Annotated in this window: 13 protein-coding genes; 4 read left to right on the top strand and 9 right to left on the bottom strand. The window is 68.8% G+C overall.

Annotation, left to right across the window (positions count from 1 at the left end; all coding sequences use genetic code 11):
- Positions 1–80 precede the first annotated feature (80 nt).
- Genes VG561_RS18115 through VG561_RS18105 form a run of 3 tightly spaced genes read right to left on the bottom strand, consistent with a single transcriptional unit; the run spans position 81 to position 1,870 of the window.
- Entirely contained in the window at positions 81–653 is a 573-nt protein-coding gene (locus tag VG561_RS18115; RefSeq protein ID WP_014648058.1) for a YceI family protein, read from the bottom strand.
- A 3-nt stretch (positions 654–656) separates the two neighbouring features.
- On the bottom strand, positions 657–1,229 hold the full coding sequence (locus tag VG561_RS18110) for a cytochrome b (RefSeq protein ID WP_423179850.1): 573 nt from the start codon (positions 1,227–1,229) through the stop codon (positions 657–659).
- Positions 1,226–1,870: a YceI family protein gene (locus tag VG561_RS18105; protein ID WP_126411266.1), complete on the bottom strand. Its 645-nt coding sequence runs from the start codon at positions 1,868–1,870 to the stop codon at positions 1,226–1,228. The genes VG561_RS18110 and VG561_RS18105 overlap by 4 nt, the downstream gene beginning before the upstream one ends.
- Positions 1,871–2,034: 164 nt before the next feature.
- Between VG561_RS18105 and VG561_RS18100 the strand changes: the two genes are divergently transcribed.
- Positions 2,035–5,577, top strand: a complete 3,543-nt coding sequence (locus VG561_RS18100; RefSeq protein WP_197621460.1) for a sensor histidine kinase — start codon at positions 2,035–2,037, stop codon at positions 5,575–5,577.
- Between the two features lie 96 nt (positions 5,578–5,673).
- The gene (locus VG561_RS18095) at positions 5,674–9,201 is read left to right on the top strand and encodes a hybrid sensor histidine kinase/response regulator (RefSeq protein ID WP_134809181.1); all 3,528 of its coding nucleotides are present in this window, start codon (positions 5,674–5,676) and stop codon (positions 9,199–9,201) included.
- 508 nt (positions 9,202–9,709) lie between these two features.
- Here VG561_RS18095 and mdtD read toward each other — a convergent pair.
- The 5 genes from mdtD to VG561_RS18070 form a co-directional block, all read right to left on the bottom strand.
- Positions 9,710–11,119: a multidrug transporter subunit MdtD gene (gene mdtD, locus VG561_RS18090; RefSeq protein ID WP_014648053.1), complete on the bottom strand. Its 1,410-nt coding sequence runs from the start codon at positions 11,117–11,119 to the stop codon at positions 9,710–9,712.
- Between the two features lie 92 nt (positions 11,120–11,211).
- The gene (hemE, locus tag VG561_RS18085) at positions 11,212–12,294 is read right to left on the bottom strand and encodes a uroporphyrinogen decarboxylase (protein ID WP_134809182.1); all 1,083 of its coding nucleotides are present in this window, start codon (positions 12,292–12,294) and stop codon (positions 11,212–11,214) included.
- Between the two features lie 25 nt (positions 12,295–12,319).
- Positions 12,320–12,559, bottom strand: coding sequence for a WGR domain-containing protein (locus VG561_RS18080; RefSeq protein WP_014648051.1), 240 nt, complete (start codon positions 12,557–12,559; stop codon positions 12,320–12,322).
- Between the two features lie 51 nt (positions 12,560–12,610).
- Complete coding sequence (gene aroB, locus VG561_RS18075) at positions 12,611–13,723, bottom strand: 3-dehydroquinate synthase (RefSeq protein WP_032957074.1); 1,113 nt, start codon at positions 13,721–13,723, stop codon at positions 12,611–12,613.
- Positions 13,720–14,262, bottom strand: coding sequence for a shikimate kinase (locus VG561_RS18070; RefSeq protein ID WP_014648049.1), 543 nt, complete (start codon positions 14,260–14,262; stop codon positions 13,720–13,722). The genes aroB and VG561_RS18070 overlap by 4 nt, the downstream gene beginning before the upstream one ends.
- A 98-nt stretch (positions 14,263–14,360) precedes the next feature.
- Here VG561_RS18070 and VG561_RS18065 point away from each other — a divergent pair, with 98 nt between their 5' ends.
- Positions 14,361–14,564: a dodecin family protein gene (locus VG561_RS18065; RefSeq protein WP_005410663.1), complete on the top strand. Its 204-nt coding sequence runs from the start codon at positions 14,361–14,363 to the stop codon at positions 14,562–14,564.
- Between the two features lie 8 nt (positions 14,565–14,572).
- On the opposite strand, the gene VG561_RS18060 is transcribed toward VG561_RS18065, so the two are convergent.
- Positions 14,573–15,400: a kinase gene (locus VG561_RS18060; protein ID WP_046432003.1), complete on the bottom strand. Its 828-nt coding sequence runs from the start codon at positions 15,398–15,400 to the stop codon at positions 14,573–14,575.
- A 40-nt stretch (positions 15,401–15,440) separates the two neighbouring features.
- Between VG561_RS18060 and pdxH the strand changes: the two genes are divergently transcribed.
- Positions 15,441–16,040 (top strand): pyridoxamine 5'-phosphate oxidase, encoded by a 600-nt coding sequence (gene pdxH, locus VG561_RS18055; RefSeq protein ID WP_126411263.1) that lies wholly within the window; start codon positions 15,441–15,443, stop codon positions 16,038–16,040.
- Positions 16,041–16,148 lie beyond the last annotated feature (108 nt).

Genomic DNA, 16,148 nt, shown 5'->3' with positions numbered 1-16,148 from the left:
GCCCGCCCGGGGGCGGCCACTACCGGATGCGTTGCGATGCCCGGTGATGCCGGCCGCGGGCACGGCATCACCGGATGGTCTTATTTCGCGTCGAACTTCACGATCGTGCTGATCGCGGTGTCGTCCGGAATGGTCTTGGTATCGGCCCAGTCACCGCCGCCGACGCCGAAGTCCAGGCGCTTGACCGTGGCCTTGCCGGTCAGCACCGGCTGGGTGCCCGGCTTCCAGGTGAAGGTCAGGGTGACCGGCTTGCTGACGCCGCGCAGTTCCAGGGTGCCATCGGCGGCGAACTGGTCGTTGCCCACGGCGCGGAAGCCCTTGGCGGTGTAACGCGCGGTGGCGAACTTGCCGACATTGAAGAAGTCGGCGCCCTGCAGGGTCGAGTCACGGTCGCTGTTGCCGCTCCTGGCGCCTGCCAGCGGAATCACCACATCCAGCGAACCGGCGGCCGGGTTGGCCGGGTCGAAGCTGAGCTTGGTGGCGAAGCCCGGGAAGCTGCCGGTGAACACTTCGCCGTCGTACTTGCTGGCGAACACCAGGATCGAGCCGGCACCGGGGGCCTGCGCATACTCCGCAGCGAGCGCCGGGGCGGTGGCCAGCATGCCGGCCAGGGCGGCAGCCACGGCGGCCGGAGTGGTCAGTTTCAGGTTCATCGGTCAGTCCTTCTGAGGGGAGGCGAGCCAGCCGCGCGGCAACATGCGGGACAGCGTTGCATCGCGCTGGAACAGGTGGTGGTAGAAGGCAGCGCCGGCATGGGCCAGCACTACCGCGATCAACAGCCAGAAGCCGTATTCGTGGAGGGCATGGGACACCGCGACGACCTGCGGGTCGGGGCCGCTCAGCTTGGGCACGTCGACCAGGCCGAACCAACGGAACGGGCGCAGGCCACTGGCCGAATCGTACAGCCAGCCCGACAGCGGAATGGCAAACATCAGCACGTACAGCAGCACGTGGGTGGCACCGGCGATGCGTTCCTGCCAGCTGGGCACGCCCGGCACCTGCTTCGGCGCACCGGCATACAGGCGCCAGCCGAGACGGAACAGCACCAGCGCCAGCACGGTGATGCCGATCGACTTGTGCGCGGTGTAGACCCAGAAGTACTTGGGCGTCTTGGGCAGTTCGCCCATGGTCAGGCCGACCACGCCCAGGGCGAGGATCAGCAGTGCGATCAACCAGTGCAGGAGCTGGCTGACACTTCCCCACGCGGCGGGGGTGTTCTTGGCGGTCATGAAGGGTCCTTGGGGGCCGTCGTGTGGTCGGAGTGTGGAACGGGAGCGGGAGTTCCCGGGGCGTCGCTGCGGTCGAGGGTGGCTTCGGCCTCGATCCGCACCTGTACCGCATCACCGATGACCCCCGGCCAGGCGGTGATGCCGAACGCGCGCCGGCTCAGCGTCGTGCTGGCGGAAAACCCGGCGGTGCGTCGGAATGGAGGGAGCGGGTAGCGCTTGAGCGCGTTGAGGGTCACGTCCAGGGTGACTTCCTGGCTGACCCCGCGCAGGGTCAGCGTGCCGATCACATGCGCACGCTTGGCGTCGATCGGTTCGACCCGGCTGGAGACGAAGCGTGCGCTGGGGAATCGCTCGCCATCGAGCAGGCTGCGGGCCAGCGTGGCCTGGTTCCACTTGGCGTCGCCAAGGTCCAGACGCGACACCGGAATGTCCACTTCCAGGGTGGCGTCGCGCCAGTTGTCGGGATCGAACAGCACGCGGCCCTCGCTGCCGGACACGGTGCCCATGGCCTGCGAGTAGCCCGCGTGATCGATGGAGAACAGCACCCGCGTGTGCACCGGATCGAGGCGATAGGTGTCGGTGGCCGCCCAGGCAGGGGCGGTGGCGAGCAGCATCGGCAGCAGGGCCAGGCAGGGACGCATCGATGGCGGGCTCCGGAAGGTGACGCTGTGATCATACGCACAGCCCCCTGCCAACGTTGCGTGCATGGCTGCAACAGTTCGTGGTGGTGCCGCCGCTGGAAACAGCCTGTTGCAGCCATGAACCCGGCCCTGTGTGACAATCGGCCCAGGACAGGGGGTTCAGGATGACGAGCGGCTGGCGCCGGTGGTGCCGTGGCATCGCAGGTATGGGACTGCTGCTGATGGCGATGGCCACGGCGGCTGCGACCCTGGACATGGCAGAAACACCGCGCCTGCGCCGCTTCGGTGCCGCCGAAGGCTTGCCGTCACGCATGGTGGTGGCGCTGGCCGAGGATCGCCAGGGCCACATCTGGGCCGCCACCGATGGTGGACTCGCCCGTTATGACGGCAACAGCCTGCGGGTCTGGGAGCACGATCCGGAACAGCCGGGCTCGCTGCCCGGCAACGAGATCGAGACCCTGCTGATCGATCCGCTGGACCGGGTCTGGGTGGGCATCAACGGCAAGGGCGTGGCCCGCCTGGATGCCGACCGCGAGCGCTTCCGGACCTTCGACACGGTCAATTCCACCTGCCAGGGGCAGTTCTGGGCGCTGGCCTATGTCGACAACGCCTTGTGGATCGGGACCAACAACCATGGCGTCTGCCGGCTTGGCGAGGACGGCAGCGTGCGCCTCTACACCCATGACCCGGCGCAGCCGGGGGGCCTGCCCAGCAACAGCATCTTCACCAGCCTGGTCGATGCGCAGGGCCGCCTGTGGCTGGGCACCGAAGCGGGCGTGGCGCGTTGGAACGGCAGCGGATTCGAGCCGGTGGCCGCGCGGGAACTGGGCACGCTGAGCGTGCTCCGGTTGAGCCGGGATGCGGAGGGTTCGATCTGGGTCGGCAGCCAGAACGATGGCCTGTACCGCATCGATGGGCAGGACCGGGTCAGTCGTCCGCGATGGGCCGACAGCGCCCAGCTGCGCTCGGCCCTGGTCCTGGCCGATCGCCAGGGGGGCTACTGGGCTGGCACCTCCGATGGCCTGTTGCGGGGGGATGCGGCGGCGCTGCGCCGGCTGGAGGGCGACCGCGGCAGCGGCTTCCTGACCGCGCACAGCGGTGTGCTCGATCTGCTGCAGGACCACGAGGGCGGATTGTGGGTGGCGCTGCTGACCCAGGGCCTGGCCTATCTGCCACCGGACTGGCGGCGCTTCTCGATCTGGAACCAGCTCGACGGCAAGCCGCTGGACAGCCAGTACCTGTTGAGCGCGGCCAGCGATGGGAAGAACTACTACGTCGGCTCGGCGCGAGGGGTGTACCAGCTCGATGCGCAGGGCACCCTGCGCCTGCTGGCCAGCGACCGGCAGCTCGGCAGCGGCGTGGTGTGGTCGGTGCTGCCGCGCCCGGATGGGCGCCTGTGGCTGGGACGCGGCGGCCGCATCACCGTCTACGATCCGGCTACCGGCGCGCTGCGCGATCTGCGGATCGATGGCAGTGCCGACCTGCGCCAGCGCATCGACCTGATGCGGCAGGCGCCTGATGGCACGGTGTGGGTGTCGGTGATGGGCCTGGACCTGCAGCAGCGCGATGCAGAGGGCCGGCTGCTGCACCGCTATCCGCTGGAGCATTTCCGCGGGACCGCCGATGCGCCGATCGAGCAGATCCGCTTCGACGCCCATGGCCGGCCCTGGGTGATGGGTGACATGGGCATCTGGCGCGAGCAGGCTGGACGCTTCGAGGCAGTACCGGGCGTTTCGCGCGGGCCCATCTACGACCTGGTGTGGATCGATCCGCAACAGTTGTGGCTGGCGCGCCAAGGCGCGTTCGAGCGCTACCAGTGGGATGGCCTGAGCCTGCGCCTGATCCAGCGCATCGACGGCAGTGCAGGCGTGCCGCCGGTCACCATGGGCGGGCTGGCGCTGGCCGGCAACGGCCAGCTGTGGGCGACGACGCCGCGCGGCCTGCTGCGTTGGGACCCGAAAACGCGGCGCCTGCAGCAGTTCAACGAGCGCGATGGACTGTCCGATGCGGAGTTCACCGGCCGGCCACCGGCAGTGAATGCAGATGGTCGCGTGCTGGCCGTCACCCAGACCGGGTTGGTTGCCTTCGATGTGAATGCCGACGACACGGTGCTGCCTTCTTCATCGCTGGTGATCGCCGAAGTGCGCGTACGCCGCGACGACGCGCGCGGCTGGCAACCGTTGCCGCTCACCGGCACCCTGTTGCTGGGACCGGATGACCGCGATCTGCAGATCGATGCGCGGCTGCTGTCCTATGCCAGCCCGCAGGGCAACCGTTACCGCTTCCGCGTGCAGGGCTATGACCAGGACTGGGTGGAGCAGGGGGGCGATGGCCAGCGCACCCTGTCGCGGCTGCCGACCGGCAGCTACGTCATCGAGGTGCAGGCAGCGACCGCCCGGGGCGCGTGGACACCTTCGCAGCAGTTGCAGGTGAAGGTGCTGCCGCCGTGGTGGCGCAGCGGCATGGCGATCTTCGGCTACATCCTGCTGGGGTCGCTGCTGCTGGTGGTCCTGGTCTGGTCGGTCCGCGCGCGGCTGCGCCGTCGCCAGCAATGGCAGCTGACGGTGCACAAGCAGCAGCTGGCCGAGCAGGCCTCGCAGGCCAAGAGCCGTTTCCTGGCCACGCTGGGCCACGAAGTACGCACGCCGATGACCGGCGTGCTGGGCATGAGCGAACTGCTGCTGGCGACTCCGCTGGATCCGGTGCAGCGTGGCTACGCGGGGTCGATCCAGCAGGCCGGCAGCCATCTGCTGCGGCTGGTCAACGATGCGCTGGACCTGGCCCGCATCGAAGCCGGGCGGCTTGAGCTGGATCTGCGTCCGTTCGACCTGGAGGAACTGCTTGACCAGGTGCAGGGCCTGATGCAGCCGATGGCGCAGCAGCGCCAGCTGGAATTCCGGCGCGGTGAAAACCCGGCAGGGCCGGTCAGTGTCAGCGGCGACGAGATGCGCGTGCGCCAGATCCTGCTGAACCTGCTCGGCAACGCCATCAAGTTCACCGAGCGCGGCCACGTCGGCCTGGCCGTACGCCTGGAAGAGAAGGGCGGCCTGTGTTTCGAAGTGCATGACAGTGGCCCGGGCATCAATGCCGAGCAGCAGCAGCGCCTGTTCCATCGTTTTGAACAGGCCGACGGTCCGCGCACCGCGTCGCGCTACGGCGGCAGTGGCCTGGGACTGGCGATCTGCCAGGAACTGGCGGTGGCGATGGGGGGGCGTATCGAAGTGGACAGCCAGCCTGGCAAGGGTGCGCGGTTCCGCGTGCGCCTGCCCCTGCCCTGGACGCGCCAGGCCGCCGGCACCGCGGGCGAGGTGGCGGCCCTGCCGGAACTGCCGCCGCTGCGCATCCTGCTGGTCGAGGACGACGCCACGGTGGCCGAGGTCATCGCCGGCCTGCTGCGGGTGCGCGGGCATGAGGTGGTCCACGTGCTGCATGGCCTGGGTGCGCTGTCGGAGATCGCCACCGATGGTTTCGACGTCGGCCTGCTCGATCTCGATCTGCCCGCGCTGGACGGTACGGCCATCGCCCGCCAGCTGCGCACCATGGGCTATGAACTGCCGCTGGTGGCAGTGACCGCCCGTTCCGATGCCTACGCCGAAACCCAGGTGCTGGCCGCCGGCTTCGATGGCTTCCTGCGCAAGCCGGTGACCGGCGACCTGCTGGTGGCGGCCATCGCCCAGGCGCGTGCGAAACGGCAGGCAACTGCGTGACCGTGCCGGCGCCGGGCGTGAACGGCGCGACTTTCGGTTTACCATGCCGACGCCCGCAGCGCGGGAATCATCAGGACCAGCGTGAGGAGGCAATCGGTGGTGTATCTGCGGGCGGCGATGCTGCTGCTGGTCCTCCTGTGCGGCGCGTTGCCCGCTGCGGCACAGCCGGTGCCTCCGAGCCCGCGGCAGGTGACGGTGTTCGATGGCCTGCCGTCCAATACCGTCAACCGCATGGCCGAGGACCGGTACGGCTACCTGTGGATCGCGACCAACGATGGCCTGGCCCGCTATGACGGCCGCACTTACCGCGTGTGGCGTTCCGAGGATGGACTGCGTGACAACCGCATCTGGACGGTGCTGGTCGATGCCCGCAACCAGTTGTGGATAGGCACCGAGAACGCTGGCCTGGTGCGCATGTCGGCCGACCGCCGGCAGCTGCACTTCTACGACCGCAGCAGCCAGCCGTTGATGGGCACCAACACGGTCTGGAGCCTGGCCAGCACGCCTGATGGCTCGATCTGGTTCGGTACCCACGAAGGCGGCCTGTACCGCCTGGACAGCCAGGACCGCCTGCAGCGCTACCTGCCCGAGCCGAACAATCCGCGCAGCCTGCCTTCGTCGTCGGTGCCCTACCTGGCCACGCTGGCCGATGGCAGCCTGTGGATCGGCACCAAGCATGGCGTGGCACGCTGGACCGGGACCGACTTCGAGCGTGTCGGTACGGACATCATTCCCAGCCTGCTGATCAACGGGTTGACCGCCGAGCCCGATGGCAGCCTGTGGATCAGCACGATGGCCGGGGCCACCGTGCGCCGCCCGGATGGCCGCTTCGAGGCACCACCGTGGAAGCTGCCGCCAGGCGAGCAGGTGCTGGGCATGATGCTGCGCGACGAGCAGGGCGGGCATTGGCTGGATACGCGCACCGGGCTGGGACGTGCGGTCGACGGCCAGTACCAGACCGTGCCGCTGTACAGCGCGATCGCACGCGGTCCGGTGCGGCCGAACTGGACCGGTGCCTATGAGGACCGCGAAGGTGGCATCTGGCTGGCCAGCACCAATGCCGGGTTGTGGCACCTGCTGCCACGCTGGTGGCAGTTCTCGGTGCTGTCGCGGCTGGAGGACGACCCCAGCTCGCTGCGCAATGCGCTCGTGCTGGGCACCAGCCCGTCCAGCAATGGCGGTGTCTGGACCGTGGGCAGCCATGGCGCGCTGGACCGCTTCGATCCGAAGACCGGCAGGATCGAGCAGCACCGCACCTGGGTCAACGGCATGCACTGGCTGACCTCGGTGCGCGAGGACCGGCGTGGCCAGGTCTGGATCGGATCGACCGATGCACTGGTGCGCTACGACCCGCAACGGCGCGAACTGCGTCGTTGGGGCCGTGATGCCGGTACCGATGCGGCGATGGAAGGGGTCATCGAAGCGATGATGACCTGCGACGGCGACAGCCTCTGGTTGATGCTTCCCGCGGGCCTGCAGCAACGTGATCTCGACGGACGCCTGCGGCGCCAGCTGGACAATGGCCAGCGCGGCCTGCAGCAGGGCCAGCTCAACCTCGATGTGGAATGCGGTCCGCAGGACCATATCTGGCTGGCCAGCAGCCGTGGCCTGCTGCAGTGGCTGCCGGAAAGCGAACGCTTCCAGCCGGTGCCGGGTGCGCCGGCAACGGCCATCCATGCGTTGCATGTGGGCCGTGACGGCCAGGTCTGGTTGTCCGAGGACGGGCGCCTGTCGCGATACCGCTGGAGCCAGGGGCGGCTGGAACGGCAGGCGGTGGTCGGTGCCGAACAGGGCTATCCGGCGATCTCCGCCTCTGGCCTGGTGGTGGATGCGCAGGGCGTGGCCTGGGCGACCAGCGCACGCGGCCTGGTACGTGTCAGTGCCGATGGGCAGAGCGTGCGCCTGTACGGCGTGCACGACGGCCTGCCAAGCCAGGAATTCCGCGAGCACACCCTGATCGCAGCGGCCGATGGCCACCTGGTGGCCGGAACGGCAGCGGGCGCGGTGGTGTTCGACCCGGAGCAGGTACGGCCTTCGGTACGTCGCGCGCCACTGGTGATCGAGCGGGTGGAAGTGCGCCGCAACGAACAGGTGCTGGACATGACCCACGATGCGCCGTTGCAGATCGCCGATGGCGATCGCGACCTGCGCATCGTCGCGCGATTGCTGTCCTTCGCCGACTCGGCGTCCAATACCTACCGTTACCGCCTGGCCGGCTACGACCCGGATTGGGTTGAAGTCGGTCCGGCGGGCGAGCGCCTGTTCTCGCGCCTGGCGCCGGGCAGCTACCGGCTGGAAGTGCAGGCACGCTCGGCCGACCATGTGTGGTCGCGGGTGCAGAGCCTGGAGTTCCGCGTGCAGCCGCCGTGGTGGCGCAGCCTGTCCGGCCTGCTGGTACTGGCGTCGGTCGGGTTGCTGCTGACCAGCTGGTTCGCCTGGTTGTACCGACGCCGCCTGCAGCGGCGCCACGCCTACCAGCTGGCGCTGCACAAGCAGGAACTGGCCGAGCAGGCCTCGGCGGCCAAGACCCGCTTCCTGGCCAACCTTGGCCATGAGATCCGTACGCCGATGACCGGCGTGCTGGGCATGAGCGAGCTGCTGCTGGCTTCGCCACTGGACCCGCAGCAGCGCGGCTACACGCAGTCGATCCGGCATGCGGGCGAGCACCTGCTGCATCTGGTCAACGATGCGCTGGACCTGGCGCGGATCGAGTCCGGGCGCCTGGAGCTGCAGTCGCAGTCGTTTGCGTTGAATGGCCTGCTGCAGGATCTGGCGGCGCTGATGGGCCCGCTGGCTGCACAGAAGGGCCTGCGCTTCGTCCTGGACAACCAGCTGCCGCCGGGCCTGCAGGCGACCGGTGATGCCATGCGCGTGCGGCAGATCCTGCTGAACCTGCTGTCGAACGCAGTGAAATTCACCAGCCGCGGCACCATCACCCTGCATGCACGTTGCGATGGCGAGCTGCGCGCGCTGCATTTCGAGGTACGTGATACCGGCCCGGGCATCAGCCAGGAACAGCAGCAGCGCCTGTTCCGACGCTTCGAGCAGGCCGATGGTGCACGTACGGCAGCGCAGTACGGTGGCAGCGGCCTGGGCCTGGCGATCTGCCGCGAGCTGGCACAAGCGATGCAGGGGCGGATCCAGGTGGAGAGCCAGCTGGGCCGGGGCACCTGCTTCGGCGTCACCCTGCCGTTGCCACTGGTGGTGGACGGTGACGCCGAGGTGTCCGCCGAGGGGCATCGCGACGATGCGGCGAACATGCCACCGCTGCGGGTGCTGCTGGTCGAGGACGATGCCACCGTGGCCGATGTGGTGCGGGGGTTGTTGAGCGCACGCGGCCACGAGGTGGTGCATGCCGGCCATGCGCTGGCGGCGCTGCGCGAGATCAGTGCCGGCGATTTCGACGTCGGCCTGCTGGATCTGGACCTGCCCGGCCTGAGCGGCTTCGAACTGGCCCAGCACCTGCGTAACCAGGGCTACATGCTGCCGCTGCTGGCGGTGACCGCGCGGACTGATCCGGACCTTCAGCAGCAGGTGGAAGCGGCCGGCATCGGCGGCTTCCTGCGCAAGCCGGTGACCGGTGAACTGCTGGTGGAAGCGATCGCCAGGGCGATGGGCAGGTAGGGTTTATTGCAGGGCTTGCAGTCCTGCACCTGCAGAATCAATGTCAACGTCAAAAGCCCGCCTTCGACAGTTTTCCGCGATCTGTCGGAGCTCGGGGTCGGATCCCGTTGCTGCGCAACGGGCTCTGACCCCAATCTGGAATTCGATATCTGACAGATGTGTCGACCAAGGTCGACACCTACCAACAACCGCGCGTTCCAACAGTCGCCGTTACCCACAGCCGCGTGAACCTGTCAGAGGTGGGGCGGTGTGGGCTTGCAGGACCGTTGGCGCCATGGATGGCGCCATCGAGCCCCCATGGGTGAGGGCGCTTTGCTTGCGAAGCACTGCTTCGCAAGCGCCCGAACGCGCAGCCGCCGGCGGCTGGGCCGGACCGCGGAGCGGGATTTACGGCGTGTCCTGCAAGCCCGCACCGCCCCGCCAACTCACGGAATGCTCGCTGTTGCTGTTGCCGGCCAGCGGCCGGCACTACCGCAGGTGCAGGGCCGCAGGCCCTGCCGAACCCCCTTCACTCCGCGACGTGCTCGACCTGCCGCGGTTCGGGCTTGGTGTCGGGCAGCTGCCAGAAGATCATCGTCGAGGTCAGCGTGATCGCGCCCACGCACAGGAACGTGGCATGCAGCGCGGCGGTGGCGCTGTTGCTGTCCAGGTGGTTGCCGAACGCGGCCAGCAGGCTGCCGGCCGCAGCAGCACCAAAGCCGGCGGCCAGCATCATCACCATCGACAGCAGGCTGTTGCCGGAACTGGCGAACTCACGGTCCAGATCGCGCAGGGTCACGGTGTTCATCACGGTGAACTGCAGCGAATTGACCGCGCCGAAGAACGCCAGCTGCAGCAGGCGCCAGGCCAGGTGCTGGCCGGGTGTCATCAGGATGAAGCTGGCCATCGCCAGGCCGACCAGCACGGTGTTGACCATCAGCACGCGGCGGTAACCGAAGCGCTCGACCAGCCTCACCGCCAGCTGCTTGGAGACCATGCCGGCGGCCGCTACCGGCACCATCATCAGGCCGGCATGCATCGGGCCCAGGCCGAGGCCGACCTGCAGCAGCAGCGGGATCAGCATCGGCATCGCGCTGCTGCCGATGCGCGAGAACAGGTTGCCGAGAATGCCGATGCGGTAGCTGGGCACGCGGAACAGGGCCAGCGAGAACAACGGTGCGGTCGAGTTGGCGGCGTGCAGCCAGTAGCCCACCAGCGCGGCCAGGCCAGCCACGGTCATCAGCATCACCAGTGCGTGTGGCGTACCCAGGCCGGAGATGCCGTCCAGTGCCAGCGACAGCACCACCATCGCGAAGGCCAGCATGACGTAGCCGCGCAGGTCGAAGCGGGTGCGGTGGCTGGCGTAATGGTCGGGCATGATCTTCATCGCGGCGATGAAACCGATCACGCCGATCGGCAGGTTGATCAGGAACACCCAGTGCCATGAGGCGATCTCGACCAGCCAGCCGCCCAGCGTGGGGCCGATCAGCGGGCCGACCAGCGCGGGGATGGCGATGAAGCTCATCGCGCGCAGGAAATCCTCGCGGGGCACCGAGCGCATCACCGCCAGCCGGCCGACCGGCAGCAGCATCGCACCGCCGATGCCCTGCAGCACGCGCGCACCGACCAGCTGGTGCAGGTGCTGGGCCAGCGCGCAGGCCAGCGAGCCGAGGGTGAACAGGATGATCGCCACCAGGAAGGTGCGCCGGGTGCCGTAGCGGTCGGCGATCCAGCCCGAGGCGGGAATGAAGGTGGCTACCGCCAGCGCATAGCTGAACACCACCGACTGCATCTGCAGCGGGCTCTCGCCCAGGCTGGCCGCCATCGCCGGCAACGCCGTGTTGACGATGGTCGAGTCCAGCATCTGCATGAAGATCGCCAGGGAGACCAGCCACAGCAGGGGACGCTGGCGGTTGTAGGTCGATGGCGATGTGGACATGGGGTGCGGCCGGTGCAGCGTGGGGGCCGCCATGATCGCGCACTGCGGGTCACGGCGCGATCAAGGTCGCGCCGTACCTGCATGCGGAATGCTCAGCGTTGGCTGTGCGCGTGCACTGCGTCGACCAGCACCTGTACATGCGCCGGGTCCATGTCCGGCGACATGCCATGGCCGAGGTTGAACACATGGCCCTCGCGCGAGCCGCCGTTGCCGGCGGCATAGGTGTCGAGCACGCGCGCGGCGGCCGCGGCGATCGCATCCGGCGAGGCGTACAGCGTGGTCGGGTCGAGGTTGCCCTGCAGGGCAACGCGGCCACCGGTGCGGCGCATCGCCTCGTCCAGGTCCAGCGTCCAGTCCAGGCCCAGTGCATCGGCGCCGGTCTGCGACAGCGCTTCCAGGTGCAGGCCGGTGCCCTTGCCGAACAGGATCAGCGGCGTGCGCTCGCTGCCTTCGCCGCGCTCCAGCCCCTCGGCAATGCGCTGCAGGTAGCGCAGCGAGAACTCGCGGTACATCGCCGGCGACAGCACGCCACCCCAGGTGTCGAACACCTGCAGCGCCTGCGCACCGGCGGCGCGCTGCGCGCCGAGGTAGGCGATCACCGCGTCGGTGGTGACCTCCAGCAGGCGGTGCAGCGCCTGCGGGTGGTTCAGTGCCATGGCCTTGATGCGCGCAAAGTCCTTGCTGCCACCGCCTTCCACCATGTAGCAGGCCAGTGTCCACGGGCTGCCGGAGAAGCCGATCAGCGGCACCTGGCCGTCCAGCTCGCGGCGGATCAGCCGTACCGCATCCATCACGTAGCCCAGGTCCTGTTCCATGTCCGGCACCGCCAGCCGGGCGATGGCGGCTTCGTCACGCACCGGGTGCCGGAACTTCGGGCCTTCGCCTTCGACGAAGTACAGCTCCAGGCCCATCGCATCGGGAATGGTGAGGATGTCCGAGAACAGGATGGCCGCATCCAGCGGGAAGCGGCGCAGCGGCTGCAGGGTGACTTCGCAGGCAATCTCCGGGGTCTTGGCCATGGCCAGGAAGCTGCCGGCCTTGGCCCGGGTCGCGCGGTATTCCGGCAGGTAGCGGCCGGCCTGGCGCATCAGCCAGACGGGGGTGCAGTCCACCGGTTCGCGGCGCAGGGCGCGCAGCAGGCGATCGTTGCGGAGAGGGCTGGTCACGATGGGCATTCCTTGGACGGGAGGAGCAGCGGCGTCAGTCGCCGTGCGAAAGGATCTGGAAGCCGCGATGCAGTTCGGCATCACGGGCCTTCTCGAAGGCGTGGCGGGCGTCGTCGGCCTGCAGGAACAGCTCGCGCCGCAGCTGCGAGCGGCTGCCGACACGGCCGCTCTCGCGCAGCAGCTCCCAGCCGCCGAACAGGTCCGGCAGCAGGCTCAGGCGCAGGAAGCGCGGTGCCTGCGCACCGGCGTCGGGATGTTGCAGGTAAACGTGCATGGCGCCGATTGTAGCGGGGCCAGGGTGACCCCGGCCGCAACGCGGCCGGCACTACCGGACCGACAGCACCTTCAGCACCGCCGCCTCATCCACGTCCGGCACCACTTCGGCGCGGCCCATCCCGCGCCACAACACCAGGCGCAGGCGGCCGGCCACGTTCTTCTTGTCCAGGCGCATGCGGCCGAGCAGGGCCTGCGGCTCCAGCCCGGCCGGGATCGCCACCGGCAGGCCGAGGCGTTCCAGCAGGGCCTGCAGGCGCGCGCGGTCGGCATCGTCGGCCAGGCCCAGGTCGGTGGACAGCTTCGCCGCCAGCACCATGCCCACCGCCACCGCCTCGCCGTGGTTCAGCGCATCGCGGCCCGGGGCCGAATAGCCCTGTTCGGTCTCGATGGCGTGGCCGAAGGTGTGGCCGAGGTTGAGCAGGGCACGCTCGCCCTTTTCGAACGGGTCGCGCTCGACGATGGCGGCCTTGTGCCGGCAGCTGCGCGCGATGGCCTCGGCCAGCACCGCATCCTCGCCGGCCAGCAGCGCATCGGCATGCTGCTGCAGCCACTCGAAGAACACGGCATCACCCAGCGCGCCGTACTTCACCACTTCGGCCAGGCCGGCACGCAGCTCGCGTGGCGGCAGGGTGGCCAGCACGCGGGTATCGGCGATGACCGCACGCGGCGGATGGAAGGCACCGACCAGGTTCTTGCCGGCCGGAATGTCGACTGCGGTCTTGCCGCCCACCGACGAATCGACCATTGCCAGCAGGGTGGTCGGCAGCTGCACGCAGTCCACGCCGCGCATCCAGCAGGCGGCAGCGAAACCGGCGAGATCACCGACCACGCCGCCGCCGAGGGCGAAGACGCAGGCGTCGCGGGTGGCGCCGAGCGCGGCCAGCGCTTCGATCGCGCGGCCGAACTCGGCCAGCGTCTTGGAGGCTTCGCCCGCGGCCAGCACGTGCTCGCCGATGACCAGGTCGGGGCGAGCGGCCAGCAGCGTCTGCTTCACCGGCGCCAGATAGCGCGGGGCGACTTCACTGTCGCTGAGCAGCAGCACATGACGGCCGCGCACGTGCGAGGCCAGCGCGGTGCCATCGGCCTGGGCACCGGCGCCGATGGTGATGGAGTAGGGGCGGTCGCCGCCAACGGCGACCTGCAGCAGGGCGGGGGAGGTCATGCGGTCAGGTCCTGGCGCTGCCATTGCGTGGCCAGCTTGACCACCAGTTGGGCGGTCGCATCGGCAGCGGTATACGGGTCGGTGTCGAGGGTGAGGTCGGCCAGTTCGCGGTACAGCGGGTCGCGGTGTGCGGCCAGATCGTGCAGCACCTGCTCGCGGTCCGGGCGCTGCAGCAGCGGCCGGCCCTTGTCGCGGGCCAGGCGCTCGAGCTGTTCGGCCACGCTGACCCGAAGATAGACCACGAAGCCGCGCCGGGCGATCAGTGCACGATTGTCCGGATCCAGCACGGCGCCGCCACCGGTGGAGACCAGCTGGCCACGGCCTTCCAGTACCCGCGCAAGCGCCTGGCGTTCATGGCTGCGGAAGCCGGCTTCGCCGGAGTGCTCGAAGATGGTCGGAATGCTGGCGCCGGCGGCATCGACGATGGCCTGGTCGACATCGACGAAGTCCAGCGTGAAACGCTCGGCCAGGCGGCGGCCGATGCAGGTTTTGCCGGCGCCCATCGGGCCGATCAGGATCAGGTTCGGAGCAGGATTCATGCCTTCTGATGCTAACACCTCCGTGCCCTGGCCTTTACGTTCTTCACGTCAGGGTGGGCGTTCCTGCGGGGTCTCCCGCGCCAGACGGAGTACAGGCCATGACGGTCGCCAAGGTCATCGAAATCACTGCGTCCTCGCCGAAAAGCGTGGAAGACGCCGTGCGCAGCGGGCTGAAGAAAGTCTCCGAGACGGTCAAGGGCATCCAGGGCGCCTGGGTGAACGAGACCAAGGTGGTCACCAATGGCAGCGGCGAGATCACCGAATGGCGGGTCAACCTGCGGGTGACTTTCCTGGTGGAATAGGGGCGCGTTCAGCGCACGTCCTGCACCTGTCGCTGGCCGTCCAGCACCACCACGTGGTCGGCCAGGGCGGGCAGGGCGCTCAATGCCTGCCGGCTGACCCGCTCGTAGTACTGCACGAAGCGCTCCAGCTGTGGCCGGCTCATGCCGTGCCGGCCCGGCTGCGCGGCCTGCAGGTTCTGCTCCTGCTGCCAGCGCCAGCGTGGTACCACCGAGAAATCCGGCGGCTGCAGGAACCACAGGCGGTCGCAGCGCTGCCACAACGCCGGGTAGTCACGGGCCAGCGCCTGGTTGCACCAGCGCCGCCAGCGGCCATCGGCGTCGGCTTCGCGTTCCAGTGCGTTCAACGGGCTGTCCAGCGCGTCGTCATCCTGCGCGGGCGTGCCCAGGAACCAGCCTTCGAATACCAGCAGGTCCAGCGGTTGCTGCAGCTGCGGCCAGTGTGCTTCGGGCAGGCGCTCGTCGGCCAGCTTGTCGAAGCGCGGCATTGCGAAGGGCTGGCGTGCGGCCACGGCGTTCAATACCGCATGGGCCAGCGGCAGGTCGTGGGTGCCGGGCGGGCCGCGGGTGATCAGCAGTGGGTGCACCTGGCGGGCCAGCCGTTGGCGCTGTGCGCGGGTCAGGTAGACATCATCGATCGACAGCGTGGCTGCGTTCAGGCCGCGTGCCTGGGCACGGGCCACCACCTGCGCCGCCAGCGTCGATTTGCCGCTCCCCTGCAGGCCGCTGATCGCCAATACTGGAACCGCTGCGCCGCTGCCCAGCGCATCATCCAGCGCCTGTTCGGCCAATGTTTCGGGGAATCCTTTCACCTGGGGCATATACGCAGCAGCGGCCATGCAGCCACAATAGCCCAATCCGTGTGAGAAGAACGCAATCATGAGCGACCTGTACGCCGAAGCCCTGTCCACGTTTGCCGGCCTGTTCGACGAGGCCAAACAGAGCCGCGAGGTCGAGCCGAACGCGATGACCGTGGCCACCGCCGATACGCAGGGTCGCCCCTCGGCGCGCACCGTGCTGCTGAAGGCGTTCGATGAGCGCGGCTTTGTGTTCTACACCCATCTGGACAGCCACAAGGGCCGGGAGCTGCAGGCCAATCCGCAGGCTGCACTGCTGTTCCTGTGGCGCAGCCTGCGCGAGGCCGGCATCCAGGTGCGCATCGAAGGCCGTGTCGAGCAGGTCGCCGATGCCGAAGCCGACGCCTATTTCGCCAGCCGCCCGCGGATGAGCCAGATCGGCGCGTGGGCCTCGCAGCAGTCGAAGACGCTGGCAACGCGCGAGGAATTCGATGCGCGCGTGGCCGAGGTCGAAGCCCGCTTCGAGGGCAAGGACGTGCCGCGCCCGGAGGGCTGGAGCGGCCTGCGCGTGGTGCCTGACCGCATCGAGTTCTGGTTTGGCGCGCAGTTCCGCCTGCACGAGCGCTGGTGCTATGAAGCCGGCGCCGAAGGGCGCTGGAGCAAGCGCCTGCTGTACCCGTAAGGCGGGGTGGTGCCGGGGCTGCTGTAGAGCCGAGCCCATGCTCGGCTGATGTTCTCGCAGGAGCAGCCGAGCATGGGCTCGGCTCTACAGAAACCTGCGTTTGTCGCG

This window comes from Stenotrophomonas sp. CASM110 (assembly GCF_049384345.1).
Lineage (GTDB): Bacteria > Pseudomonadota > Gammaproteobacteria > Xanthomonadales > Xanthomonadaceae > Stenotrophomonas > Stenotrophomonas muris.
This window is presented reverse-complemented; position numbering and strand designations above follow the sequence as displayed.

Bases quoted from the DNA above. Each gene is read 5' to 3' on its own strand.
- VG561_RS18115 (WP_014648058.1), bottom strand. From the start codon at position 653: ATGAACCTGAAACTGACCACTCCGGCCGCCGTGGCTGCCGCCCTGGCC.
- VG561_RS18110 (WP_423179850.1), bottom strand. From the start codon at position 1,229: ATGACCGCCAAGAACACCCCCGCCGCGTGGGGAAGTGTCAGCCAGCTC.
- VG561_RS18105 (WP_126411266.1), bottom strand. From the start codon at position 1,870: ATGCGTCCCTGCCTGGCCCTGCTGCCGATGCTGCTCGCCACCGCCCCT.
- VG561_RS18100 (WP_197621460.1), top strand. From the start codon at position 2,035: ATGACGAGCGGCTGGCGCCGGTGGTGCCGTGGCATCGCAGGTATGGGA.
- mdtD (WP_014648053.1), bottom strand. From the start codon at position 11,119: ATGTCCACATCGCCATCGACCTACAACCGCCAGCGTCCCCTGCTGTGG.
- hemE (WP_134809182.1), bottom strand. From the start codon at position 12,294: ATGCCCATCGTGACCAGCCCTCTCCGCAACGATCGCCTGCTGCGCGCC.
- VG561_RS18080 (WP_014648051.1), bottom strand. From the start codon at position 12,559: ATGCACGTTTACCTGCAACATCCCGACGCCGGTGCGCAGGCACCGCGC.
- aroB (WP_032957074.1), bottom strand. From the start codon at position 13,723: ATGACCTCCCCCGCCCTGCTGCAGGTCGCCGTTGGCGGCGACCGCCCC.
- VG561_RS18070 (WP_014648049.1), bottom strand. From the start codon at position 14,262: ATGAATCCTGCTCCGAACCTGATCCTGATCGGCCCGATGGGCGCCGGC.
- VG561_RS18065 (WP_005410663.1), top strand. From the start codon at position 14,361: ATGACGGTCGCCAAGGTCATCGAAATCACTGCGTCCTCGCCGAAAAGC.
- VG561_RS18060 (WP_046432003.1), bottom strand. From the start codon at position 15,400: ATGGCCGCTGCTGCGTATATGCCCCAGGTGAAAGGATTCCCCGAAACA.
- pdxH (WP_126411263.1), top strand. From the start codon at position 15,441: ATGAGCGACCTGTACGCCGAAGCCCTGTCCACGTTTGCCGGCCTGTTC.